Annotated in this window: 28 protein-coding genes; 23 read left to right on the top strand and 5 right to left on the bottom strand. The window is 50.1% G+C overall.

Annotation, left to right across the window (positions count from 1 at the left end):
- Positions 1 to 29: 29 nt before the first annotated feature.
- From K0036_RS10150 to K0036_RS10130, 5 genes are all read right to left on the bottom strand, one after another.
- On the bottom strand, positions 30 to 917 hold the full coding sequence (locus K0036_RS10150; protein WP_220429661.1) for a sensor histidine kinase: 888 nt from the start codon (positions 915 to 917) through the stop codon (positions 30 to 32).
- Between the two features lie 16 nt (positions 918 to 933).
- The gene (locus K0036_RS10145; RefSeq protein WP_220429660.1) at positions 934 to 1,725 is read right to left on the bottom strand and encodes an ABC transporter permease subunit; all 792 of its coding nucleotides are present in this window, start codon (positions 1,723 to 1,725) and stop codon (positions 934 to 936) included.
- Positions 1,718 to 2,632 (bottom strand): ABC transporter ATP-binding protein, encoded by a 915-nt coding sequence (locus K0036_RS10140; protein ID WP_220429659.1) that lies wholly within the window; start codon positions 2,630 to 2,632, stop codon positions 1,718 to 1,720. Before K0036_RS10140 ends, K0036_RS10145 begins: the two co-directional genes overlap by 8 nt.
- A 92-nt stretch (positions 2,633 to 2,724) precedes the next feature.
- A complete protein-coding gene (locus K0036_RS10135) occupies positions 2,725 to 3,387 on the bottom strand; it encodes a response regulator transcription factor (RefSeq protein WP_220429658.1) in 663 nt (220 codons plus the stop codon).
- 311 nt (positions 3,388 to 3,698) lie between these two features.
- Positions 3,699 to 4,883 (bottom strand): metallophosphoesterase, encoded by a 1,185-nt coding sequence (locus K0036_RS10130; RefSeq protein ID WP_220429657.1) that lies wholly within the window; start codon positions 4,881 to 4,883, stop codon positions 3,699 to 3,701.
- 110 nt (positions 4,884 to 4,993) lie between these two features.
- Here K0036_RS10130 and spoIIIAA point away from each other — a divergent pair, with 110 nt between their 5' ends.
- From spoIIIAA to metF, 23 genes are all read left to right on the top strand, one after another.
- On the top strand, positions 4,994 to 5,932 hold the full coding sequence (gene spoIIIAA / locus K0036_RS10125; protein ID WP_173693372.1) for a stage III sporulation protein AA: 939 nt from the start codon (positions 4,994 to 4,996) through the stop codon (positions 5,930 to 5,932).
- On the top strand, positions 5,929 to 6,456 hold the full coding sequence (locus K0036_RS10120; RefSeq protein WP_025643399.1) for a stage III sporulation protein AB: 528 nt from the start codon (positions 5,929 to 5,931) through the stop codon (positions 6,454 to 6,456). The genes spoIIIAA and K0036_RS10120 overlap by 4 nt, the downstream gene beginning before the upstream one ends.
- Positions 6,457 to 6,467: 11 nt before the next feature.
- Positions 6,468 to 6,662 (top strand): stage III sporulation protein AC, encoded by a 195-nt coding sequence (gene spoIIIAC, locus K0036_RS10115; RefSeq protein ID WP_004605969.1) that lies wholly within the window; start codon positions 6,468 to 6,470, stop codon positions 6,660 to 6,662.
- A gap of 15 nt (positions 6,663 to 6,677) precedes the next feature.
- Positions 6,678 to 7,064, top strand: coding sequence for a SpoIIIAC/SpoIIIAD family protein (locus tag K0036_RS10110; RefSeq protein WP_025643400.1), 387 nt, complete (start codon positions 6,678 to 6,680; stop codon positions 7,062 to 7,064).
- A complete protein-coding gene (locus K0036_RS10105; protein ID WP_220429656.1) occupies positions 7,061 to 8,245 on the top strand; it encodes a stage III sporulation protein AE in 1,185 nt (394 codons plus the stop codon). The genes K0036_RS10110 and K0036_RS10105 overlap by 4 nt, the downstream gene beginning before the upstream one ends.
- A 9-nt stretch (positions 8,246 to 8,254) precedes the next feature.
- Positions 8,255 to 8,605 (top strand): stage III sporulation protein AF, encoded by a 351-nt coding sequence (locus K0036_RS10100; RefSeq protein ID WP_173693370.1) that lies wholly within the window; start codon positions 8,255 to 8,257, stop codon positions 8,603 to 8,605.
- Complete coding sequence (locus tag K0036_RS10095) at positions 8,595 to 9,197, top strand: hypothetical protein (protein ID WP_025643403.1); 603 nt, start codon at positions 8,595 to 8,597, stop codon at positions 9,195 to 9,197. The genes K0036_RS10100 and K0036_RS10095 overlap by 11 nt, the downstream gene beginning before the upstream one ends.
- Positions 9,198 to 9,225: 28 nt before the next feature.
- A complete protein-coding gene (locus K0036_RS10090; RefSeq protein WP_025643404.1) occupies positions 9,226 to 9,861 on the top strand; it encodes a SpoIIIAH-like family protein in 636 nt (211 codons plus the stop codon).
- A 596-nt stretch (positions 9,862 to 10,457) separates the two neighbouring features.
- Positions 10,458 to 12,059, top strand: a complete 1,602-nt coding sequence (locus tag K0036_RS10085; protein WP_173693368.1) for a peptide chain release factor 3 — start codon at positions 10,458 to 10,460, stop codon at positions 12,057 to 12,059.
- A gap of 68 nt (positions 12,060 to 12,127) precedes the next feature.
- On the top strand, positions 12,128 to 12,511 hold the full coding sequence (locus K0036_RS10080) for an Asp23/Gls24 family envelope stress response protein (protein ID WP_025643406.1): 384 nt from the start codon (positions 12,128 to 12,130) through the stop codon (positions 12,509 to 12,511).
- Positions 12,512 to 12,910, top strand: a complete 399-nt coding sequence (nusB, locus tag K0036_RS10075) for a transcription antitermination factor NusB (protein ID WP_025643407.1) — start codon at positions 12,512 to 12,514, stop codon at positions 12,908 to 12,910.
- 13 nt (positions 12,911 to 12,923) lie between these two features.
- Entirely contained in the window at positions 12,924 to 14,135 is a 1,212-nt protein-coding gene (xseA, locus tag K0036_RS10070) for an exodeoxyribonuclease VII large subunit (RefSeq protein WP_029466764.1), read from the top strand.
- Positions 14,128 to 14,352, top strand: coding sequence for an exodeoxyribonuclease VII small subunit (xseB, locus tag K0036_RS10065; RefSeq protein ID WP_025643408.1), 225 nt, complete (start codon positions 14,128 to 14,130; stop codon positions 14,350 to 14,352). The genes xseA and xseB overlap by 8 nt, the downstream gene beginning before the upstream one ends.
- Positions 14,342 to 15,286 (top strand): polyprenyl synthetase family protein, encoded by a 945-nt coding sequence (locus K0036_RS10060; protein ID WP_220429655.1) that lies wholly within the window; start codon positions 14,342 to 14,344, stop codon positions 15,284 to 15,286. Before xseB ends, K0036_RS10060 begins: the two co-directional genes overlap by 11 nt.
- 14 nt (positions 15,287 to 15,300) lie before the next feature.
- A complete protein-coding gene (gene dxs / locus K0036_RS10055) occupies positions 15,301 to 17,163 on the top strand; it encodes a 1-deoxy-D-xylulose-5-phosphate synthase (RefSeq protein WP_220429654.1) in 1,863 nt (620 codons plus the stop codon).
- A gap of 8 nt (positions 17,164 to 17,171) precedes the next feature.
- Positions 17,172 to 17,981, top strand: coding sequence for a TlyA family RNA methyltransferase (locus K0036_RS10050; RefSeq protein WP_025643411.1), 810 nt, complete (start codon positions 17,172 to 17,174; stop codon positions 17,979 to 17,981).
- A gap of 17 nt (positions 17,982 to 17,998) precedes the next feature.
- Positions 17,999 to 18,832 (top strand): NAD(+)/NADH kinase, encoded by an 834-nt coding sequence (locus K0036_RS10045; RefSeq protein ID WP_025643412.1) that lies wholly within the window; start codon positions 17,999 to 18,001, stop codon positions 18,830 to 18,832.
- 4 nt (positions 18,833 to 18,836) lie between these two features.
- A complete protein-coding gene (gene argR / locus K0036_RS10040) occupies positions 18,837 to 19,286 on the top strand; it encodes an arginine repressor (RefSeq protein WP_004605984.1) in 450 nt (149 codons plus the stop codon).
- A gap of 8 nt (positions 19,287 to 19,294) precedes the next feature.
- Entirely contained in the window at positions 19,295 to 20,968 is a 1,674-nt protein-coding gene (gene recN / locus K0036_RS10035) for a DNA repair protein RecN (RefSeq protein ID WP_025643413.1), read from the top strand.
- Positions 20,969 to 21,053: 85 nt separating this feature from the next.
- On the top strand, positions 21,054 to 22,124 hold the full coding sequence (spoIVB, locus tag K0036_RS10030) for a SpoIVB peptidase (protein ID WP_220429653.1): 1,071 nt from the start codon (positions 21,054 to 21,056) through the stop codon (positions 22,122 to 22,124).
- Between the two features lie 113 nt (positions 22,125 to 22,237).
- Positions 22,238 to 23,029 carry a sporulation transcription factor Spo0A gene (spo0A, locus tag K0036_RS10025; RefSeq protein ID WP_025643415.1) on the top strand — a complete coding sequence of 264 codons (792 nt, stop codon included), beginning with the start codon at positions 22,238 to 22,240 and terminating at the stop codon, positions 23,027 to 23,029.
- Between the two features lie 64 nt (positions 23,030 to 23,093).
- Complete coding sequence (gene glgA, locus K0036_RS10020; RefSeq protein WP_025643416.1) at positions 23,094 to 24,530, top strand: glycogen synthase GlgA; 1,437 nt, start codon at positions 23,094 to 23,096, stop codon at positions 24,528 to 24,530.
- Positions 24,531 to 24,572: 42 nt separating this feature from the next.
- Positions 24,573 to 25,442, top strand: a complete 870-nt coding sequence (metF, locus tag K0036_RS10015; RefSeq protein ID WP_220429652.1) for a methylenetetrahydrofolate reductase [NAD(P)H] — start codon at positions 24,573 to 24,575, stop codon at positions 25,440 to 25,442.
- Positions 25,443 to 25,446: the final 4 nt, after the last annotated feature.

The following is a 25,446-nucleotide window of genomic DNA, read 5'->3' as shown; positions in this document are numbered from 1 at the left end:
TCAAGCCAGGAGGATGAATCGCAGCCTTTTTAATCTGGAAAGATCACATGGATGCTTAGAAGATTGTCTTTACAATTTGCGGTCACCGTTCCTCCCATCCGTTCCGTAAGCGCCTTTGCGATAGAAAGTCCAAGGCCGGTGGAATGCCGGGCGGTATTTACCGTGTAAAAGCGGTTGAAGAGCTTGCCTACCTGCGTTTCGGTCATGGCAGACGCATGGTTTGTAAATATGGCCTCTCCGGCTTCCGTCAGCGTAACACGCAGATCCCCGTCGCTATACTTGATCGCGTTGGAGATAATATTGCCGAAGATCCGGGATAAAGCGTCCTTGTTCAGGGTCCGCATGACTGATTTTTCCGGCAAAGATATCTTTGGCGTGATTCCTTTCTGGCTTAAGGCTCCATAGTAAGAAGCGATGCTGGCCTCCAGCGCGCTATTGATGGAAACCTCCTCCAGCGTGAGGGCTTCGGCATCCGAGACAGCAATCGTATAGCGGAAGAGTTCTTCTGTGAGAGAACGCAGCGCCGCTGTACGATTCTCGATAATGGCGAGGTAGTCTCCGGCATTTTCCGAGCATTCCTCCTGCTTTAGCAATTGCAGATATCCAGAGATGGCTGTCAATGGGGTTCGAAGGTCATGGGACGCATTCAAGATAGCCTCCTTCAGTTCCAGGTCGCCTTGCTCATAGCGCTGCCTTCTGGCGTTGAGTTCCTTTAACTGCTGGTTGAGGCAGTCGGCCAGCAGGCGCATCTGGGCGTCATGGCTGGAAATGTCAATCAATGTGTTCGTCTCTTCCTTTAGTTTTTCGCAGACCGCCACCCGGATCTCCTGTGCGGCCTTTCTAAGAAGATGGAGCTTGACCAATAGTATAACGATGATGATAAGTGCAGCCCATAATAGACAGATCCAAATATTCATGCCAATACCTCTTTGCTTATTTTATATCCTTTTTTCGGAAGAAGAAGGTTCCGATACCTGTTGTGACAGCCGTGATGCCAAGAGAATACAGACACATCCCGCCAATGTTCTCAGTTTTCATGGCTGCGTACTGCATTTCCTGTCCTGCTGGCAGAAAATTATAACAGAATTCGAATTTCTCACGGATCTCCCCGTCCAGGTAATTTTTATTTTTTACATTGTCATAGTAATACTCTGGCTGGTCCAGCATCCGCTTAATCTCTGATACGGCGCCCAGCATCAGAAACATTCCTACAATGCAGACGATAGGCGCCAGAGCCTTGTTCTGAATCAGAAGGCTGATCATAGTGAAGACCGAGCAAAGCGCAGCCACCGTGACGCAGCTTCCCGATATCAATAGCAGTATATCAGAGAGGCTGGCCTTCTGAAATCCCAGCAGAGGAATGCCAAGAACCACGTTTGACAAGATGTATGACAGGCACATGAGAAGGGAAGCGGATAGATTGGTGATCAGATTGGAAAGGTAAATATCCGTTCTTTTGTGTCCGGCGATGATCTTATTTCGCATGGTTCCGTCCCCGTATTCTACCCCCAGGAACAGAGAGCAGAAGATGGCGCTAAGGACGCCGATCAGCATCGCGTAAGTGAAAAATGTAGATTCCAGGCTTACGGGAATCTGGTATACCTTGATTTGCTGGTATTGCTTTAAGACATATGCGCTTCCGGCCAGGAACATAAATGCCAGGCCGACTAGAAATGGACGGTTTTTCCAGAGGCGGGCAAAATTTGCGCGTAAAAGCTTATTCATACTTGTCACCTCCCACCAGATTAATATAATAGTTTTCCAGTGATTCGTCATGCTCATGCAGGGACAGTATGCTGCAGCGCTCCTTTGCCAAAGCCAAAGTCAGTTCCGTGACAGGAAATTCTCCATAAATATCCGTCTGCGTATCCGATATGACCTCATAATCCAGGCCCATCCTGTCCAGCGTGCGGACAAGGATGGCGGTGGCAGTTACCGTTAGCCGGGTACATTTCCGACAGGCGGTCTTCAGTTCTTTGGCCGTCATTTCCTTCACCATATGTCCCTTATCTATGAAGCCATAATGGGTAGCAAGGCGTGAAAGTTCGTCCAGGATATGGCTTGAAATCAATACCGTGATCTGCTGCTCCCGGTTCAGCCTAAGGATCAGTTCGCGGATCTCGATGATTCCCTGTGGATCCAGGCCATTGGCCGGCTCATCCAGAATAAGCAGATCCGGCCTGCCAGCCAAGGCTATGGCGATTCCAAGCCGCTGGCGCATGCCAAGGGAAAAATCTTTCGCCTTTTTCTTCCCGGTATCATTAAGACCGGTTAATTTCAGCAGTTCCGGGATGCCATCGAACGAGGGAAGTCCCAGTACATGGTACTGCTGTTTCAGATTATCCGCGGCAGACAGATCCAGATAGATCGAAGGGGCTTCTACGACGGCCCCCATTCTGCGGCGTGCTTTCCGGATTCCCTTCTGGGTATTTTTGACCCCATATAGCGTAAAGGTCCCGGACGTTGGTGATTGAAGCCCGCAGGCCAGACGAATCAGCGTCGTCTTGCCCGCCCCGTTCTTTCCTACAAACCCATAGATTGCTCCTTTGGGAACCTGCATGGAAAAATTGTCCAGCGCGTTGGAACGCCCATACTTTTTCATCAGATGATTTGCTGTCAAAGCGTATTCCATAATATGAAAGCCTCCTTTTATTTGATGCTGCTATTCTAACCGATGATAGTTAAGGAAGCTGTTAAGAAAAGTGTTAAGAAATAGTAAATATTTTATTCTTCAGCCATTTTAAAGCCAATTCCCCAAACCGCTTCAATGTAATCCTTGCCTGAGACGTCCCGCAGCTTCTTCCGCAGATTGCTGATATGTACCCGCAGGGAACTCTCCATGCAGTCAGGCGTGTCTTCGCTGATGCGCTCAAGGAGGACCGTCTTGGGGATTACCTGGGCAGGATTCTCCATTAAAAGTCTTAATATCGCAAATTCCGTCTTGGTAAGCCTTATATTCTTATCGCCTATGGCAACTGTACGGGTAACAATGTCTAAAGAAAGATCATCATGCTTCAGGACAGAAGATGCACCGGCAGACGTTTTGCGAAACTGGACGGTGATCCTTGCCAGCAGTTCCTCGATATCAAATGGCTTGGTAATATAATCGGCCGCGCCGCCAAGAAGAAGTGAGACCTTGCTGCCAACCTCTGCCTTAGCGCTCATGACGATTACAGGAATGCCGCATATCTGTGAGAGCACATCCTCCCCGCTTAAGCCCGGAAGCATCAGGTCAAGAAGAATCAGATCCGGCCTGCAAGAAGAAAGCAAAAGCAAAGCCTCTGTCCCCGAATAAGCATGAGAAACCCGATAATTCTCCTTCACAAGAACCTCCTCAAGCATACGATTAATAAAAACATCATCATCCACGATCAACACATGTCTCATAAAAACGAAAATCCATCCTTCACAAATTTATGCATATATAAAAATCCCCGCCATAAGCCAATAAAATAAAGCGTCTCACCCATCAAGAATTACCATCGGATTGCAGTCAGCCAGCGGGCCAGCAGGAGGCAGTTCCGAAGGGAAGCGGCGGCGTCCGGAATATCCTTGCCTGAGATGTTAGGCTGTGGGAGAGGAGCCGCTATCGGCGACTCTTCCGCAGCCTCACAGATCAGTGCAAGAGATGCAGGACGCCGGAGCGTCGTAGGAACTGCCTCCTGCCGGCACGCTGGCGTCCTCCAATCCCAATAATTCTACTGAAACCCCACATCTATCACGCAGATCTCGCTCTTAGTTCCCACCCTCATATTAGGCCCGAATACGCCCACGCCGGAGGTGACGATATTGTGCATCCGATCTTTTTTCAGATAGCCGCAAGGATTCTCCCAGAGCAGCTTGATCGTCAGATTGCCCGGAAACATCTGGCCATCATGGGTGTGTCCGCACAGATCCAGGTCTACGCCTGCATCGGCAAGCTCCTGCAGCTGATCCGGCTCATGGTCGATAACAAGGATCGGCCTGTCCTGATCCATATCCTCTGTCAGCTCCTTTGGGCTTAAACGCTTGGAGATGCCACGTCCGGGGCGCTCCCTGTCAGCCCTGCCAAAGAGATAGAAGGAGTCATCGATCAGGACGCCCTCATCGTGCAGAAACTGGATATGGGCATCCTTAAGAAACTGATCCATTCTGGGATCACTCATTTTTTTCTTGTCGTGGCTGAACGTGAAGCCAGCCAGAATCTTTTCCTGGATATCGTGATTGCCGTAGCAGGCATATACGCCGTAGTTGCTTTTAATACCACGTAGCGTGCGGGCGATCTTATCTGGATTTTTCAAGGCATCGTAATTATTGTCGAAGATGTCCCCCGCGATTACCACCAGATCCGGCTCCTGGGCATTGATCTTTTTAACCATCTGGGACATCTGCGCATTTCCCACGCTGTAGCCCAGGTGGAGGTCCGCTACCAGGACGACTCTCATGGAATCCAGATTTTTGCAAGTCTTGTTAATGGTTACGGAATAATCTGTGGTATGTATATGGCGGGCATTCAGATAGCCATAGACGGACAGGGAGAGGATCAGTGCAATGCAGAACGTGCCGCTGACGACGAAGAGCCTCCGGGATTCCTTCCATTCCCGCTTCTTCCCGCGCTTGACGATCAGCTTTGCAATCAGGCGTATGCCATCTGCAGCCAGGACGGTAAGCAGAATATAGCAGAGGGTGCCAAACCAGATATTTGAAAGGTAGATCAGCCATCTGGCAGGCCAGAAAAAGGCCAGCAGGATGGATAAGGCCAAAAAGCCGTAGACGGCCAGAACGACCAGCCTGACCCAAGTCTTCTTAAAATGATGCGTGCAGGCTCCCATATAGCGGATCAGCCAGCGGAAAATATAAGCATTCAATAGGAGGTAGACAGGCGCGAGTAATACAGCGATCATAGAAAATTCATCCTTTCCGTAGAAATCTGATACTTGAATATACGGATTGTAACATATTTGGGAATAAATTGAAAGTCGTCTCATATATTGGTGTAAAGAGGTGGACAAATATGCAGGAAAACAGAATCTTGAATGTCTTGCCGCGCAGCGTGCGCATTCTGCTCCATAAGGAGCAGCTGCAGTATGAGTATCTGCAGGAGATCAAGTTGCGGGTGGAAAAGCCGCTGCTTCTGATCTACAGGGGCGAGGAACTGATCCTGGGCGGGCAGCGTGGCAAGCCTTATATGGTTACAAAAGAAGATGTAAGGGAGATGCTGGAATATATCAGCAATTATTCCTTATATGCATACGAGCAAGAAATGAAGCAGGGGTTTATCACGATTGAAGGAGGACACAGGGTAGGAATGACAGGACAGGCAATCATAGAGAACGGCAAAGTAAAGAACCTGAAGCATATCTCATCCGTCAATGTGCGGATGTCCCATGAAGTGCTTGGATGCGCAGATAAAGTATTTCCCTATATTGCCAATAACAGAAGCCTTTACCATACGCTGGTCATATCGCCTCCAAGATGCGGCAAGACAACGCTTCTTCGGGATATGATCCGTCAGATCTCCGATGGAAATGACTGGGTCAGGGGCATGGCTGTGGGAGTGGTGGATGAGAGGTCGGAGATTGGAGGCTGCTATATGGGGGTCGCCCAGAACCATCTTGGAATCCGCACGGACGTGCTGGATGGGTGCCCCAAGGCGGAAGGCATGATCATGCTGATACGCTCCATGGGGCCGGAGGTCATTGCCGTGGATGAGATTGGCTCGGCAGAAGATGTACATGCCATCGAATACGCAATGCACTGTGGCTGCAAGATGCTGGCCACTGTCCATGCAGGCTCCATGGAAGAATTAAGAAAGAAGCCTCTCCTTGACCAGATGATCGCCCAGGGACGCTTTGAACGGTACATCCTTCTGGGAAACCGCGGGCACGTAGGGCAGATTGATGGCATCTTCGATCACCGGGGCAGCCTTCTGTACAGGGAAGATACCAGATGACGGCCATGGTCAAGACCTTCGGGGCTGTCCTGATCATAGGAGCCACCTCTTTATGGGGCATCCGGGCGGCAGACCGTATCAACGACCAGTATGTCCAGATGCAGTATCTCAAGAAGCTGGTCTACCAGTTGAGAAGCGAGATACGGTATGCCAGGTCTTATCTGGGGGAAGCGTTCCGTCATATTGGGACATCTTCCAGGGAGCCATATAAAGGATGGCTTCTGGAAATATACGACAGGCTGGAGCATAAGAACAGGGGTACGCTGGAGGATATATGGGAAGATACGGCAAGAGAATATCTGGGGGCATCCGGCCTTCCGGAGGAGGAACTGGACAAACTGATAAATCTTGGAGGCCAGCTGGGGGTCGCGGATATCGAGATGCAGGTAAAGACTCTCGACCTCTACCTGGAGGAAATGAGCCTTTCCATGGAAGAGATGCGGGGCGGGATGAAGGCAAAGGTGAGATTATGCCACTGCCTGGGCGTGATGAGCGGGATATTTATTACCGTCCTGTTAATATAGAGGAGGCGTGCATGAGTGTAAATCTAATATTTAAAATAGCTGCGGTGGGAATCCTGGTCTCCGTCTTAAGCCAGGTCTTAAAGCACAGCGGAAGGGAAGAGCAGGCATTCCTTACAAGCCTTGCGGGACTTCTGCTGGTGCTGTTCTGGATCGTGCCATACATCTATGACCTGTTTGAATCCATCCAGCATTTATTTTCGCTGTAGAAAGAAGGAATACCCATGAATATGATACAGATCGGGATCATCGGGGTCGCCGGCACCCTGCTGGCCGTACAGTTTAAAAGCGGAAAGTCTGAGTATGGCATCTATATCAGCGTGGCGCTTAGCCTGGTCATCTTCTTTGCCATCATCGGGCGGCTGGAAGTGATCATCGATGCCTTGCGGACCATCGCCAATTATATCAATATGGATACCGCCTATATCGGTACGCTGATCAAGATGCTGGGGATTACCTATGTGGCCGAATTCTCCGCGGGCATCTGCAAGGACGCGGGCTATCAGACGATTGCGCTGCAGATCGAGATATTCGGCAAGCTGGCGGTTCTGGTATTAAGCATGCCGGTTCTGATGGCGCTTTTAAATACCATAAAGGAATTTCTGTCATGAGGCGGCGAAAAATAGTACAGGCAGCCATCCTGTGGGTGATCCTGCTCCTAATATTTTCTCCGCTGCCGGCACAGGCCCAAGAGGCCAGGCAGTCGGGAACTAAGGAGGATAAGGCAGAGAGTTCCGGGATGCAGGAGGACTTGATCGGAGAGTTCGATTTTGGGGAAATTGACGATTCCTTAAAGGAATTGTTCCCGGAAGAAAAGCTGGACTTTAAGGAAACGCTGATGGGAGTCATTTCCGGGGATCTGACATTTTCCGCCCAGCTGCTGAACCGGCTGGTAACGGAACAGCTGGGATATGCGTTTGGAAGCTGCAAGGACAATCTGGTACATATCCTTCTGATCGCAGTCATTGCGGCCGTATTCAGCAATTTCTCAAACGTATTCCAGAGCCGCCAGATATCGGAAATTAGTTTTTATGCCCTGTATCTGCTGCTGATTGCATTGGCATTAAGTTCATTCCAGATAGTGGTGGAGTGGGTAAGCCAGGGGATAGACAGCCTGACCTCTTTCATGGGCGTATTCTGCCCCTTGTATTTCCTGGCAGTGGCGATTGCAAAAGGCAGCGTTACTTCCATTGCGTTTTATAATCTGGTGCTGTTTTTGATTTTTATTGTAGAACTTCTGATCACCAGCTTCCTTTTGCCCGTGATCCATATCTATATGATGGTACGGGTGCTGAATTACCTTTCCTCTGAGGATTATCTAAGTAAGTTCGCGGAACTGATACAGGTTGCGGTGTCGTGGATATTAAAGACGCTGCTGGCTTGCATCATCGGGCTGAACGTGATCCAGGGGATGATAAGCCCGGCCATTGATTCAGTGAAAAGAAGCGCCATAGCCAGAGGCGCGGAAGCCATTCCCGGCATCGGGGACGCCATAGGCGGCGTGGCGGAGGTGGCGCTTGGCACGGCGGTGCTGGTGAAGAATGGAATCGGGATGACAGGGGCTCTTATCTGCATCGCCCTTTGCGTGGTGCCGCTGGCGCAGATTGCCTGCATCGCCTTTTTATATAAACTGGCGGCGGCAATTATACAGCCAGTATCCGACAAGCGTATCGTAGGCTGTGTAGAGACGGTGGGAGACGGATGCCAGCTTCTTATGCAGGTGGTATTTACTACGGGCCTTCTGTTCCTTCTGACCATTGCCATTGTGTCTGCAGTAACCAGTCATGTCTGAGGTGGGGCTATGTTTGAATATTTATATGAATGGATGAAGAATATTGCGTTTTATATGGTGCTGATTACAGCGGTCATCCATATCCTTCCGAATTCGGATTATAAAAAGTATATCCGGTTCTTTACCGGAATGGTGCTGGTCGTCATGCTTGCCACGCCCTTGCTTAAGATATTCGGTATGGAGCATCCGCTGGGGAGCCTGTATAACAGCAAGGAGTACCAGGAGCAGATGAAAAAGATAGAGGAAGAATCCAAGTATCTTGGCGAGACGCTGCCAGAAGGCTATCCGGATGATGCCGTGCAGGAACCGGAAGATGAGAAAACCGGGATAGAGGTGGAGGAGATAGAGATTGGACGTTAAGAAAAAGAAACGATTTGAAATTCCGAAGAATTTTTCGATTAAAAAGTTGAAAAAGGATCAACTTTTGATTCTGCTTCTGGTGGGAATCTTGCTGGTCGTGATCGCCATTCCCACAGGGAAGGGGAAGGATGCTGCTTCCAAAGATGCAAGGAGCAGCACGGCGGCAGCGGGGGGAGGAGAGGCGGCATATGGCAATTACGCTTCTTATATGGAAGGGCACCTTGAGGGCGTGCTGTCACAGATGGCCGGGGTCGGGGACGTAACCGTCATGATAACGTTACAATCCTCCGCCGAGAAAGTGGTAGAGAAGGATGTGGAGGCACAAAGCGAGACGGTTACAGAGTCTGACAGCCAGGGAGGGACGCGCACGACACAGAACAGCAGCCATGGAGAGGCCACCGTATATGACGGAGATGGCTCCCAGGGACAGGCGCCTTATATCAGCAAGGAACTGAGCCCTCAGGTAGAAGGAGTGGTAGTCATAGCCTCCGGAGGAGATAATGCAGTGGTAAAACAGAATATTACTGAAGCAGTTCAAGCATTATTTGGGATAGACACGCATAAGATTAGGATAATGAAGAAGAATTCATAAACGATGTGGCAAGGTAGGAGGATGAACAGTGAAACGAATCTTTAAAAAGAACCAGATTATTATTGCAGCATTGGCCGTAATGATTGCGGCGGCAGGATATCTGAATTACTCCGGAAAATTATTCGGGGATAAGGATACGGCAGAAAAGACGAATGCAGAACTTGCAAATAAGGAACTTCTGGACATATCCGAGGAGGACGTGACGGCAAGCGCGTCCGATGATATCAAGAGCCAGGACGGCACCGACAGCGATGGAAGCGTGGACGGGACGCCGGGAGAGGCTGTACTTACAAGCGGCGAGGCAAGCGCCGTAGTTGCAGAAGCAAAGGTGACCAGGGAGCAAGTAAGAGCCAAGAACAAAGAGTCCCTGATGGAAATCATCGACAACGAGAACTTAAGCGATGAGCAGAAACAGGACGCGGTAAATCAGATGGTGGCAATGACGGATATTGCAGAAAAAGAAGCCGCAGCCGAGACCCTTCTGGCCTCAAAAGGCTTCAGCGAGGCCGTGGTAAGCCTGACCCAGGATGCGGCAGACGTAGTCGTGAATGCGGCAGAATTAAGCGATGCCAACCGGGCGCAGATCGAAGACATCATTACCCGCAAGACGGGCGTGGCGGCACAGAACATCGTGATTACGCCGGTGTATTCCGAAGGGAAGTAGGGGGATTCGGGGATTGGCGACCCGCCCGCGAGGCTGGGGCGGCGATTCCTGCGACGCTTTGGCGCGTGCGATAGGGTACGCCTTACGGAGAAAAGATGCGCCGCCGGAAGAGGTGTCGATAGCGGCTCATCACTTGCAGACTATACATAAAACTACATAAACCAGTTTGCAGGCCAGTCTGATAGGAGGCAATTATGCTTCTTATATAGGCTGGCTTTTATCTGTTCCGGCGAATGGTGTACGAAAAAGCCCGCACTCACCCCAGGACAGCCAGTAAATTGACGGGAGCGCGGCGGACGGGTGGCGGGATTCTTGCGACGCTTCCGGGGCTGCGACTAATGCACGGATCTGTAAGCGAAGTGGGAGAGTCGCCGATAGCGGCTCGTCTCCCACTTCGCTTACAGATCCGGCATGGATTCTCCGCCCCTTACGCTTCCCTCCAGAATCCCGCCACCCGTCCGCCGCGCGTTACACGCCAATCACCGATCCCCCCCCTCGAATAAACAAAATTCCCAATTGAGGATTGATTCCAGGTGTGTTATACTGTCTAATAGCGTCCATATGCGGATATACTATTTGTAGGAGAGTTTGAATCTATGTCACAGATAAATAATGAAGTAAAAGAGCAGATAAAAAAGAGAAGGACCTTTGCCATCATCTCCCATCCGGATGCCGGCAAGACTACGCTTACGGAGAAGTTCCTCCTGTACGGGGGAGCCATCAACCAGGCGGGAAGCGTCAAGGGAAAGGCCACGGCTAAGCATGCGGTGTCCGACTGGATGGAGATCGAGAAGGAAAGAGGTATCTCAGTCACCTCCTCAGTCCTTCAGTTTAATTATGACGGCTATTGCATCAACATCCTGGATACGCCGGGCCATCAGGATTTCTCGGAGGATACGTACCGTACGCTGATGGCGGCGGACTCCGCGGTGATGGTGATCGATGCGTCCAAGGGCGTGGAGGCGCAGACCAGGAAGCTTTTCAAGGTATGTACCATGCGCCACATCCCGATCTTTACCTTTATTAATAAGATGGACAGGGAGGCAATGGATACCTTTGAACTTCTGGATGATATCGAGAATGAACTGGGAATCGCCACCTGCCCGGTAAACTGGCCGATCGGCTCAGGCAAGGAATTTAAGGGGGTCTATGACAGGGAGACGAAGAAGGTAGAACTGTTCTCTGACACCCGCAAGGGAACTACCCAGGGAGAGGTGAAGAAGGTAGATATCGCCGATCCGGAGATCGCATGGCTTATCAGCGACTCCCAGAGAGTGCAGCTGGAAGAGGAGATCGAGCTTCAGGATGGAGCCGGGGCGCAGTTTGACCAGGAACTGGTGAGCAAGGGCGAACTCTCGCCGGTATTCTTTGGCTCAGCCCTTACGAACTTCGGTGTGGAAACGTTTCTAAAACATTTCCTTAAGATGACCTCGTCCCCGCTTCCAAGAAAGTCTGACAGGGGCCTGATCGATCCCATGGAAGAGAGCGACTTTTCTGCCTTCGTGTTTAAGATTCAGGCCAACATGAATAAGGCTCACCGGGACCGGATCGCCTTCATGCGTATCTGTTCCGGCGAATTCGAGGCAGGCATGGATGTCTTCCATATACAGGGCGGCAAGAAGGTACGCCTGTCGCAGCCGCAGCAGATGATGGCAAGCGAGAGGAAGATGATAGAGAAAGCCTATGGAGGAGACATTATCGGAGTCTTTGATCCGGGCATCTTCTCGATCGGGGATACCCTTACCAATGCCAGTGACAAATTCGTCTACGAAGGCATCCCTACATTCGCGCCGGAGCATTTCGCAAGAGTGCGCCAGGTAGATACGATGAAGCGGAAGCAGTTCATTAAAGGAATCAATCAGATTGCCCAGGAAGGCGCGATCCAGATCTTCCAGGAATACAACACCGGAATGGAAGAGATCATCGTGGGCGTCGTGGGCGTCCTGCAGTTTGACGTGCTCAAATACAGGCTGGAAAACGAGTATAATGTGGAGATACGCATGGACACTCTTCCATACGAGCATATCCGCTGGATCGAGAATACGGAGATTGACCTGGATAAGCTGACAGGCACATCCGACATGAAGAAGGTGAAAGACTTGAAGGGTCGTCCGCTGCTTCTATTCATCAATGAATGGAGCATCCGCATGACCATAGAGCGCAACGATGGGCTTGAGTTATCCGAATTCGGCAGATAAGACTTTGCAAATGTAGGTAAATTTGATATAATTACTAGAAGTGTAAAACCAGACAGGAGGTTCAGGTAATGAGTAGAGAAGAAAGAAATACGTATACAATAAAGGGCGATGAGAATCTCGGCGAGGTGAAGATTGCGGATGAAGTAGTGGCGATTATTGCAGGCCTTGCCGCGATGGAAGTGGACGGCGTCTCTTCCATGGCGGGAAACGCGACAAGGGAACTGATTGGCAAGCTGGGCATGAAGTCTTTGTCCAAAGGTGTCAAGGTTGATGTGCTGGATGGGATCGTGACGGTGTCCCTGGCACTGAATCTGAAGTATGGCTACAGTATCAAAGATATTACTACGAAGGTGCAGGAGAAGGTAAAGGCGGCAATCGAGAATATGACAGGCCTCGACGTTGCCGATGTAAATATCCGCATCGCCGGAGTAGACGTGCCGGAGGAAGCATAAGTGAAGAGGACAGAGCAAAGAGAGCACATCTTCAAGATGCTGTTCGGAGTGGAATTCAACGCTGGCGAAGATATGCCGGAGCAGCTGGAACTCTACTTCGGCCAGCTGGAGGGTGCGGGTGAAAAGGACCTTGACTATATCAGGGAGAAGGTACAGAAGATCGCGTCGAAGGTAGAAGAGATTGACGCGCTGATTAACGAGCATACGACCAGATGGAAGACGAGCCGGATGAACAAGGTGGATCTGACGATTCTGAGGCTGGCAGTATATGAGATGAGATGGGACGAGGATGTTCCTACAGGCGTGGCCATCGACGAGGCTGTGGAACTTGCGAAGAAGTATAGCAGCGAGGACGGCCCTTCCTTTGTCAATGGCGTGCTTGCAAAACTTGTAGATTAATCAGAGGTAGGTTATGACTCGGAATGTATATACGGTAAAACAGGTGAATGCCTACATTAAGAATATGTTTACCCAGGACTACATGCTGAACCGCATCTACGTCAAGGGCGAGGTTTCTAATTGTAAGTATCACACATCGGGACATATATATTTTTCATTAAAAGATGAGTCCGGAACGATTGCCTGCGTCATGTTTGCCGGGCAGCGAGGCGGACTCTCTTTTCGTATGAGCGAGGGCCAGCAGATCGTGGTCCTGGGCTCTGTAAATGTGTATGAGCGAAGCGGCTCCTACCAGCTGTATGCCAAAGAGATAAGGCTGGATGGAGATGGGCTTCTCTATGAGAAATTCCAGATGCTGAAAAAAGAACTGGAAGAGATGGGGATGTTTGCACCGGAATACAAAAAGCCGATCCCATCCTTTGCAAGCAGAATTGGCGTTGTCACCGCGCCCACCGGAGCGGCAGTGAGGGACATCATGAATATTGCCGGACGCCGCAATCCCTATGTCCAGCTGATTCTTTATCCGGCCCAGGTGCAGGGGGAAGGCGCCAAGGAGAGCATCGTGCGTGGAATCCGGATGCTGGAAGCATACGGAGTGGATGTGATGATCGTGGGACGCGGAGGCGGCTCCATTGAAGACCTGTGGGCCTTTAACGAAGAGGAAGTGGCCCGGGCGATCTTCGAATGCAGCGTTCCGGTAATCTCGGCAGTGGGGCATGAGACGGACACCACCATTGCCGATTACGCGGCCGACCTGCGGGCGCCGACGCCGTCGGCAGCCGCGGAACTGGCCGTCTATGATTACCGGCAGGTGCAGATGCGTTTGCAGGAGTACCGCCTTCGGATGAACCGGCTGCTGAATCAGAAGATACAGGTATCCCGCCTGAAACTTAGGGAATGCCATACCCGCCTGAAGTATCTTCATCCCCGGCTCAAACTGCAGGAACAGCAGCAGAGGCTATCTGAGATGGAAGACAGGATGAAGGTGCTGATGGAGGGGAAGGTAAGGGATGCGAGGCACAGGCTGGCGTTATACGTGGAAGTGATGAAGGGCCTGTCGCCGCTTCAGAAACTCAGCCATGGATACGCTTACGTGGAAGGAAAAGACAAGAAGGCCATCAAGAGTATCAGGCAGGTCCAGAATCAGGACAGGCTGTCCATATATGTGACGGATGGAATCCTACAGGCAACTGTGGAAGATGTGAAGGAGGAGCAGCATGGATAAGGATGAAAAGATTCAGGAGGATAAAACCCTGGAAGAACTGTTTGCGCAGCTGGAAGATGCGATCCGCAAGATGGAGAAGGAAGACATCTCCCTGGAAGATTCTTTCAGCCTGTACCACAAGGGAATGGATATGCTGAAGCTGTGCAATGAAAAGATAGATAAGGTAGAGAAGAAAATGCTGGTATTAGATGAAGAGGGAGATGCTCATGAATTCTAAATATACATTATCGAATGATGGCAATACAGGATGCCCGAACGGGGATCAGTTTCAGACACAGATGAAGCATAGGGTGGAAAAGATTGAAGGAATCCTTACGGAGTACCTGCCCAGGCAGGAAGGATTCCAGAGCGTCATCATGGAGGCTATGAGCTACAGCCTTATGGCTGGGGGAAAGCGCCTGCGTCCGATGCTTATGAATGAGACTTACCGGCTGTTCGGCGGGGAAGGCCCGCTGATCCGCCCATTCATGGCAGCCATCGAGATGATTCATACATACTCCCTGGTCCATGATGATCTGCCGGCTATGGATAATGACGAATATCGCCGCGGACGCAAGACCACCCATATCGTATATGGGGAAGATATGGGAATCCTGGCAGGCGACGCCCTGCTTAACTATGCCTTTGAGACGGCCTTCAAGGCGTTTGTCATGGAGCCGGAAGAGAGTCTTCTCATCGGAAGGGCGCTGGGAGTGCTGGGGGAAAAGGCCGGCATCTACGGAATGATTGGGGGACAAGTCATTGACGTTAAAGAGACCGGGCATTCCATACCGAAGGAAGTGCTGGATACGATCTATGAATTAAAGACTTCCGCGCTGATCGAGGCATCCATGATGATCGGGGCAATTTTAGGAGGCGCTTCCGAGGAAGAAGTAAAGATCGTAGAAAAGATTGCAAGATATGTAGGAATCGCGTTCCAGATCCAGGATGATATCCTGGATGTGACCAGCACCAAGGAGGTGCTTGGCAAGCCGACCCACAGCGACGAAAAGAACGAAAAGACTACGTATGTCACCTTGATGGGGACTGCTGAGGCAGGGAGAATGGTAGAAGAACTATCCGATCAGGCGGTAAGCCTCCTGCATCAGTTATCAGGAGAAAATGAATTCCTGGAACAGCTGCTGCTCCAGTTGATTCACAGGGAGAAATAGCGGGGTAACTGATTATGTTAGAGCGTATACAGAAGGAAAATGATATTAAGGAACTGAACTTGGAGGAACTGGAGGAACTGGCTTTGGAGATCCGGGAATTCCTGATCGAGAAGATCAGCAAGACCGGCGGCCATCTTGCGTCCAATCTGGGCGTGGTGGAACTTACCATGGCCATGCACCTGATGTTCCATCTTCCGGAAGATAAGATCATCTGGGATGTGGGCCATCAGGCTTATACTCATAAGCTGCTGACCGGCAGGAAGGCAGGATTTGACGAACTTCGCAAATACGGCGGGATGAGCGGATTCCCTAAGCGTAAAGAAAGCGCCTGCGATGCGTTTGATACAGGCCACAGCTCGACTTCCATCTCCGCTGGCCTTGGATATGTGCGGGCCAGGGATCTAAAAGGAGAAGGCTACAGCGCCATTTCCGTGATCGGGGACGGCTCTTTAACCGGAGGCATGGCCTATGAAGCCCTTAATAATGCCTCTTCTCTTAAGACGAATTTTATTATCGTATTGAACGATAACCATATGTCGATCTCAGAGAATGTAGGAGGCATGTCCAAATATCTGGCAGAACTTCGCACGGCGGACATCTATACAGGGCTGAAAAAGGGCGTTACCAATGCGCTGGAGAAGGTTCCCTTAGTGGGGGATTCCATGATCGAGCATATCCGCAGGACCAAAAGCAGCATCAAGCAGCTGGTGGTTCCGGGAATGTTTTTTGAGGATATGGGAATTACTTATCTTGGACCTGTACCGGGGCACAATATCGGGCTTCTTTGCAAGGCATTTAAAGAAGCCAGGAAGATCAATGGTCCGGTGCTGCTTCATGTAATGACAAAAAAGGGAAAAGGCTACGAGCCTGCGGAACTTAAGCCGGATAAATTTCACGGCGTAGGCCCGTTCCAGGTGGAGACAGGCGAACTGGAAACACCGAAAGACAAGGATACTTATACGGATGTATTCGGCAAAGTCCTGTGCGACGAGGCAGGGAGGAATCCGGATATTGTAGCCATTACCGCAGCCATGGCAGACGGCACGGGGCTTACCAGATTCCGGCAGATGTATCCGGACCGGTTTTTTGATGTGGGAATCGCCGAGGAGCATGGGGTGACCTTTGCGGCAGGCCTTGCGGCAGGAGGAATGAAGCCGGTATTTGCGGTATACTCTTCCTTCCTTCAGAGGGCCTATGACCAGCTGATCCATGATGTAGCGCTTCAGAATCTTCCGGTCGTGCTTGCGGTAGACCGGGCAGGCCTGGTCGGAAGCGACGGAGAGACCCATCAAGGAATTTTTGACCTGTCTTATCTGAGCAGCATACCGAATATGGTCGTTATGACTCCGAAGCATAAATGGGAATTGGCGGATATGCTGCGCTTTGCCCTGTCTTATGATGGGCCTGTGGCGATCCGCTATCCAAGAGGGAGCGCATTCGATGCGTACAGGCAGTTCCGGGCGCCGGTCGTATACGGCAAAAGCGAGATGCTCTATGAAGAAAAGGATATTGCGATCCTGAGCGTTGGCCACATGTTTGAAAGCGCCCTTCAGGCGAGAGAGCGCCTGAAGGAAAGCGGATACAGCTGTACTCTCGCCAATGCCAGATTCGTGAAGCCTATCGATGAAGCGATGATCGCGTCCTTGTGCCGGAATCACCGGCTGATCGTGACGGTGGAAGAAAACGTGCAGACCGGCGGATACGGCGAGCATGTACTGGAATATGCGAGCAGGAAGGATCTGGGCGTGAAAGTCCTGACGCTGGCTTTGCCGGATGACTATGTCGAGCATGGAAATATCGGCGTGCTGCGTAAGGAGACCGGGATCGACGTGGAATCCATTACAAGAAGAATAAAGGACGCATATGGCAGATTATAGGAGTTAATATGAAAGAACGTTTGGATATATTACTGGTAAAAAGAAACCTTGCTGCTTCCAGGGAGAAGGCCAAGGCGATCATAATGTCAGGCAGCGTCTTTGTTGACGGGCAGAGGGAGGACAAGGCCGGAGCCACATTTCCGGAGGAAGCCGCGATCGAGGTGAGGGGACATACGCTTCCTTATGTAAGCCGCGGAGGGCTGAAACTGGAAAAGGCGCTTCAAAACTTCGATGTGACAGTGGAAGGAAAGGTATGCACCGACGTTGGCTCATCCACAGGGGGATTCACGGACTGCATGCTCCAGAATGGGGCCCGGAAGGTCTATGCCATAGATGTGGGAAGGGGCCAGCTGGACTGGAAATTGAGGCAGGATGAGCGGGTCGTCTGTATGGAAAAGACCAACATCCGGTATGTGACCCCGGAAGACATCGGGGAGCCGGTAGATTTTTCTTCCATCGACGTCTCCTTTATCTCGCTTACGAAAGTGCTGCTGCCGATTCATAATTACCTCACAAAGAAGGGCCAGATCGTGGCGCTTATCAAGCCGCAGTTCGAGGCAGGCAGGGAAAAAGTCGGCAAGAAGGGCGTGGTGCGGGATAAGCGCACGCATATAGAAGTCATCGCTATGGTAATCCAGTATGCCCTATCCATAGGATTTTCCATCCTGAATCTGGAGTTTTCGCCAATCAAAGGACCGGAAGGCAATATCGAATATCTGATCCATCTGGAAAAATGCGGGGAGGATGCCAGGATAGCAGAAGGAATCAATGAAGAAAAGACAGTGGAAGAGGCATTTTGCACGCTGGCAAAAAATTAAAAGGAATGCAGGACAATATGGACAGGTTTTTAATCGTTACCAATGACGGCAAAGATGCAGATCACATCATTACCAGGAAGGTAAAGGAACTTCTGGAGACAGAAGGCAAGAAATGCGTCTTATGCCAGAAGGATGAAAAGAAAAATATTATAAAAGAAGCCATACCGGAGGATATCGAATGCGCCATCGTTATCGGCGGAGACGGAAGCCTGATCGAAGTGGCGAGGATTTTGTGGGAGCGGGATGTGCCGATTCTGGGAATCAATATGGGAACCCTTGGCTATCTTACCGAGGTGGAAGTTGGCAATATCGAGGAAGCCATCGGCCAGATCGTAAGCAATGACTATACATTTGAGGACCGGATGATGCTGGAAGGAATCTTTGAGGACGGTTCCAAGGATGTGTCTCTGAATGATATCGTGATTTCCAGGAAAGGGGAACTTCGGGTCATTCATTTCCGGCTGTACGTGAATGGGGAACTGCTCAACTCCTATGAGGCAGATGGCATTATCATCTCCACGCCCACCGGATCCACGGCTTATAATCTGTCGGCAGGCGGGCCGATCGTGGAGCCTACGGCATCCTTGATCGTGATCACGCCCATCTGTTCCCATGCGCTGAATACAAGCAGCATCGTCCTGTCTTCGGATGATGAGATCGTGATCGAGATTGGCATGGGGCGCCATGAGTCTAAGGAGGAAGTATTCACCACCTTTGACGGCGCGGATACGGTGGCACTGACCACGGGCGATAAAGTAACGGTGCGCAGATCTGAGGCGTCCACCAAGATAATGAAGTTAAGCAAAGTCAGCTTTTTAGAAACGCTACGTAGAAAGATGAAAGGAAATTAACATCATGAAAGTAAACAGACACGCAAAGATTATTGAACTGATCAATAAGCACCACATCGAGACGCAGGAAGAACTGGCTGAATACCTGAACCAGGAAGGCTTCAAGGTAACCCAGGCCACAGTGTCCAGGGATATTCGGGACTTAAAGCTTACAAAAGTCCCCTATGAGAACGGGAAGCAGCGCTATGCGGTGCATCAGAGCGCGGAGAACGGCATGAGCGAGAAGTATATCCGGGTGTTAAGGGATGGCTATGTCTCTATGGATATGGCACAGAACATTCTGGTCATCAAGACGGTAGCGGGAATGGCAATGGCAGTCTGCGCGGCGATCGATGCCATGCAGTGGAATGAAGTAGTGGGAAGCATCGCGGGCGATGATACGATCATGTGTGCCATCCGAAGCGTGGACGATACGGTAAAGGTAATGGATAAGATTAGCAAGATTGTCTTGTAGGAGGCAGTATGTTACAGAATTTACATGTGAAGAATCTGGCATTAATCGACGAGATCGAGGTAGAATTCAAGGATGGGCTTAACATCCTGACCGGAGAGACCGGGGCAGGAAAGTCTATTATCCTGGGTTCGATAAGCCTTGCCCTTGGCGGACGCTATACCAAGGACATCCTGCGCCAGGGCGCGGAGTATGGATTCGTGGAACTGACATTTCTGGTGGAAAATGAAAGCCAGCAGAAGAAATTAAAAGAACTGGATATCTTTCCGGAAGAAGGAATGGTGACGCTCTCAAGGCGGCTGATGGCCGGCAGGAGCGTAAGCAGGATCAATGGAGAGACGGTGCAGATGGGGCTTCTTAAGGAAGCGTCATCTATTTTGATTGATATTCATGGGCAGCATGAGCATCAGTCTCTGCTGTATAAGAAGAATCATCTTGGCATCGTGGACGCGTTTGCAAAGGAATATCTGGCAGAAGACAAGGAGAAGGCAGCACAGGCTTACAAAGCATACAAAGCCTGCGAAAAAGAACTGAAAGAGGCCGAAGCGGACGAATCTCAGCGGGCCAAGGAATTATCATTCTTAAAGTTCGAGGTGTCCGAGATTCAGGAAGCGCATCTGCTTCCCGGGGAGGATGAGGAACTGGAATCCCTGTACCGCCGCATGACGAACAGCAAGAAGATCGCGGACAGCGTAAACGAGGCGTATCTTTATACCAGCGAGGGAGGCGGCAATGCAAGCGAGGCCTTAAGCCGTGCCATCCGCGCGTTATCCGAGGCATCCGAATATGACGACAGGGCCGCGCAGCTCTATGGCCAGCTGGTGGAAGTGGACAGCCTGCTGAACGACTTCAACCGGGAACTTGCCGATTACAGCAAGACCTGCGAATTTTCCGATGAAGAATTCTATGAGACAGAAAACCGTCTGAATGAAATTAACCATCTTAAGACAAAATATGGAGATACGATAGAAAAAATACTGGATTATTGTGCCAGCCGGGAAGAACGGATCGGGATTCTGGAAGATTTCGACAATTATATCCTGCGGCTGAAAGACCAATGCGCCAAGGCCGAAGAGGTGTTAAGACAGTCTACGGCCAGGCTTACGAAGATTCGAAAGAAACAGGCCAAGATACTGGAAGAGGCGATTGAAGAGGGGCTCAAAGACCTGAATTTTGAAAATGTGAAGTTCCGGATACAGTTTGAATCCACGAAGGACTATACGGCTGAAGGCATGGATGACATCGAATTCATGATTTCCTTGAATCCGGGCCAGCCGGTGAAGCCGCTGGCAGGCGTGGCAAGCGGAGGAGAACTGTCGCGCATCATGCTGGCCATCAAGACGGTGATGGCAAAACGGGATGATATCGAGACGCTGATTTTTGATGAGATTGACGTAGGGATCAGCGGCAGGACCGCGCAGAAAGTCTCGGAAAAGATGGCACTTATCGGAAAGAAGCATCAGGTCATCTGCATCACGCACCTTGCCCAGATCGCTGCCATGGCAGACCATCACTACATGATAGAGAAGTCTACGAAGAAAGGCGATACAAAGACCAGCATAGAACTGCTGGATGAGAAGCGTTCCATCGAAGAACTGGCAAGAATCCTGGGCGGCGCAAAAATTACGGATACGGTAGTACAAAGCGCCGTGGAGATGAAGGAACTTGCGAAACAGACAAAATAAACCAGAGTAATTTATAGAGAATTGCCACATAATAAGATAGATACCCGAGAATGGGTATCTATTTTTTTCTTGGAGGTTTTGAAGCATGAGGAAATACTGGTACCGGAGAATCTTGATCATGATCGTTACATTTACGGTTGCAGTGGGAGGAGGCTACTACCTGATTGAATCCAAGCACAGCCAGCTGCGCCAGGAAGTAAGCGCCGGGACATCGTCCGGAAATATGGTGATTCCCGGAGGCATGCCCATCGGCATCTATTTGGAGACCCAGGGTGTCATGGTGCTTGGCACGGACGCGGTGACCGCCATGGACGGCATGGAGTATGAGCCTGCCTCCCACCTGGTTAAGGCGGGGGATTACATCGTGGCCCTGGATGAGGAAGAGATCAGCAGCAAGTCGCAATTAGTGGATGCAATGAAGAAGATTGACAAAGAGGAAGTGGTACTCAAGGTGCGCCGCTCAGAGGATCTGATCGACATCAAGTTAAAGCCGGTCAGATGCAGCTCCAAAGATTACAAGCTGGGGATCTGGGTCAGGGACAATGCCCAGGGACTTGGCACCATTACCTTCCTGAATGCGGACAGCCAGTTCGGGGCTCTGGGACATGGGATTCATGATGTGGATACCAATACGCTGCTGGAGATCAATGACGGCACCGTGTACGAGACCAACATCAGAGATATCCAGAAGGGAGAGAACGGCACGCCGGGAGGGATGGAAGGAATCATTGTCTATAACAATTATAATGTGCTTGGAAGCATAACCAAGAATACGGACTGCGGCATCTTTGGAAAGATCGACCGCATTGACGCGCTTTTTACAGACCAGACGCCTATGGAGACGGCATCCACAGACGAGATCGAGGAAGGACCCGCGACAATTCGTTGCGCCGTCGAAGGAGAAGTGAAGGATTATGAGATTCGTATTACAAAAGTCGACAAGCATACGGATGAGATCAACAAAGGGCTTGTCATAGAAGTCACGGACAAGAAACTCCTTGAAGTTACAGGCGGAATCGTACAAGGCATGAGCGGAAGCCCGATCATGCAGAATGGAAAAATCGTGGGCGCGGTTACGCATGTATTTGTCCAGGACTCTACGAAGGGATATGGCATTTTTATTGAAAATATGTTGAAAAATGTCACTTTGTCATAAATTTGTCGATTCGGGTCAAGTTTTTACGACAGCAATTTCTTGCTTTGCAATATGTCAAATTATATAATTTAACTCGACGGTTTTCATGTAAGGAAGGGAGGCAATACGTAAAAATGGGAGAGATAAACGTAGCAATAGCCGACGACAATGAGAGAATTCTAGACTTGCTTGGCGAAATTATCAGCAGCGATAAAGAATTAAATCTGGTCGGAAAGGCGAACAATGGAGAGGATGTGTACCATCTGATAAAAGAAAAGCAGCCGGATGTCGTACTGCTGGATCTGATTATGCCGAAGATGGACGGATTAAGCGTGATGGAAATGGTAGGAGGTGATAAAGACTTGAAGAAACAGCCGGACTTTATTGTCGTCACGGCAGTCGGGCAGGAGCGGATCACAGAAGATGCGTTCAGGAAAGGCGCCAGCTATTATATCATGAAGCCTTTCAACAACGAGATGGTCCTGAACCGGATCAAGAACGCCAATCACCTGATACGCCATGAGATGAAGACGCAATCAGCCCAGGGGCTTAAGATGGAAGAAGCGCCCGAGGTGAATCTGGAGAACCGGGTGACGGATATGATCCACGAGATTGGCATTCCGGCGCATATTAAGGGATATCACTATCTGAGGGATGCCATTATCATGGCAGTGGAGGACATGGATGTGCTCAATGCGATCACGAAGGTACTCTATCCAACGGTGGCAAAGATGCATCAGACTACGGCAAGCAGGGTAGAGCGGGCCATCAGGCATGCCATCGAGGTGGCCTGGAGCCGTGGAAAACTGGATACCCTGGATGACCTGTTCGGATACACGGTCAGCAATGGCAAGGGAAAGCCGACGAATTCGGAGTTTATCGCATTGATTGCAGATACGATCAGATTGGAATATAAAAACAGATAATACTTTTCTTCTTAAAAAAAATACGCTATAATAGGTGTATATTGAAGGGTTGGGAGGAAAAGCAATGAAAAAAATACTTTTTGCGGCTTCGGAGGCGGTTCCGTTTATTAAGACAGGAGGACTTGCCGACGTTGTTGGTTCTTTACCAAAATATTTCGACAAAGAAAAATATGATGTACGGGTGATGCTGCCTAAGTACATGTGTATGAAGGAAGAATGGAAAGAAAAACTGAGTTACCATACGCACTTTTATATGGATTTAAATTGGAGAAAACAATACGTAGGAATACTAGAATTAGAGTACGATGGAATTACGTTCTATTTTATAGATAATGAATACTATTTTAACGGATTTGCGCCATATGGCGATATGTACGCGGATATCGAGAAGTTCGCGTTCTTCTCAAAAGCGGTGTTGAGCGCCCTCCCGGTGATCGGCTTCCGGCCGGACATCATTCACTGCCATGACTGGCAGGCAGGGCTGATTCCGGTATATCTGGATAATTTCCGCTATGGGGATGAGTATTACCGGGGGATCAAGACGATCATGACTATACATAACCTGAAGTTCCAGGGAACATGGGATACTAAGAGGGTAAGAGATATTACGGGACTTCCGCAGTATTATTTTGCGCCTGACAAGCTGGAAGCGTACAAGGATGCCAATTACCTGAAGGGCGGCATCGTGTATGCGGACCGGATCACCACGGTGAGCAACTCCTATGCCGAAGAGATAAAGACGCCGTTCTACGGGGAGAAGTTGGAGGGGCTTATGAATGCCCGCTCGAACTGCCTGTCCGGCATTGTGAACGGAATTGACTATGAAGATTACGACCCTGCCACGGATACCCACATCGAGAAAAACTACACATCTGACAGTTTCCGGAGGGAGAAGATAAAGAATAAGATCGCGCTTCAAAAGGAATTGAACCTGGAGCAGGATCATCATATCATGATGCTGGGAATCGTGTCCAGGCTCACAGATCAGAAGGGCTTTGACCTGATCGCCTATGTGATGGATGAACTTTGCCAGGATGCGGTCCAGATCGTGGCGCTTGGAACAGGAGATGAAAAGTACGAAAATATGTTCCGGCATTTTGCATGGAAATATCCGGGCAAGGTATCGGCGAATATCTATTATTCAGAGGCTTTGTCCCATAAGATATACGCTTCCTGCGACGCGTTTCTGATGCCGTCCCTGTTCGAGCCTTGCGGCTTAAGCCAGCTGATGAGCCTTCGCTACGGCACCGTGCCGATCGTTCGGGAGACCGGCGGACTCAAGGATACGGTAGAGCCATACAATGAATATGAGAAGACTGGTACGGGATTCAGCTTCATGAACTATAATGCCCATGAGATGCTGGCAACGATCCGCTATGCAGAGCGCATTTACTATGATAAGAAGCGTGACTGGAACAAGATTGTGGAACGCGGCATGAATCAGGATTTCTCATGGAAGAATTCCGCAAAGCAATATGAGGAATTATACGATGGCATTTAAGAAGCATGGGATTAGAAAGATACGAAAAAGAGGAGCATAGACATGAAGATAAGAGACATACTGAAAGATAACTCTCCCCATGTATCCTTCGAGGTATTTCCGCCCAAGACGGACGCCGGCTATGAAGGAGTGAGAGCGGCAACAGAGAAGATCGCGGCGCTTAGGCCCTCTTTCATAAGCGTGACTTATGGAGCGGGCGGAGGCACCAGCAGAAATACGGTTCGGATCGCCTCGCAGATCAAGAACGACCTTGGCGTTACAAGCCTGGCCCATCTTACCTGCGTATCGTCCACCAAGGATGAGGTGCGCGGGGTGATCGGACAGTTGAAAGAGCAGGGCATTGAAAATATCCTGGCGCTCAGGGGCGATATCCCGGCGGACGGGGAGTTCCCTCTGCCAAACCATTACAGATATGCCTGCGAGCTGGTAGAGGATATTAAGAGCCAGGGGGATTTCTGCATTGGAGCGGCATGCTATCCGGAAGGACATGTTGAGGCGGCGCATAAGAAAGACGATATTATGAATCTGAAGCACAAGGTGGACTGCGGGGTGGATTTCCTCACGACACAGATGTTTTTCGACAATAATATCCTGTATAATTTCTTATACCGAATCCGGGAAAAAGGGATCACGGTCCCAGTGCTTCCAGGCATCATGCCGGTAACCAGCGCAAAGCAGATGAAGCGCATCTGCGATCTGTCCGGTACCGTGCTGCCTGAGAGATTCCGCGCGATCCTGGACCGCTTCGGGGAGGATCCGGATGCGATGAAGCAGGCAGGAATCATATATGCCACAGATCAGATCATTGACCTGATCGCAAATGGGATGAACCATATACATATTTACTCCATGAATAAGCCGGAAGTAGCAGAGGCGATCATAAGCAATCTTTCTGCAATTATAAAGGCATAGAGGA

This window comes from [Clostridium] scindens (assembly GCF_019597925.1).
GTDB lineage: Bacteria > Bacillota > Clostridia > Lachnospirales > Lachnospiraceae > Clostridium_AP.
The sequence above is the reverse complement of the archived record's forward strand: the minus strand, read 5'-3'. Positions and strand labels throughout refer to the sequence as shown.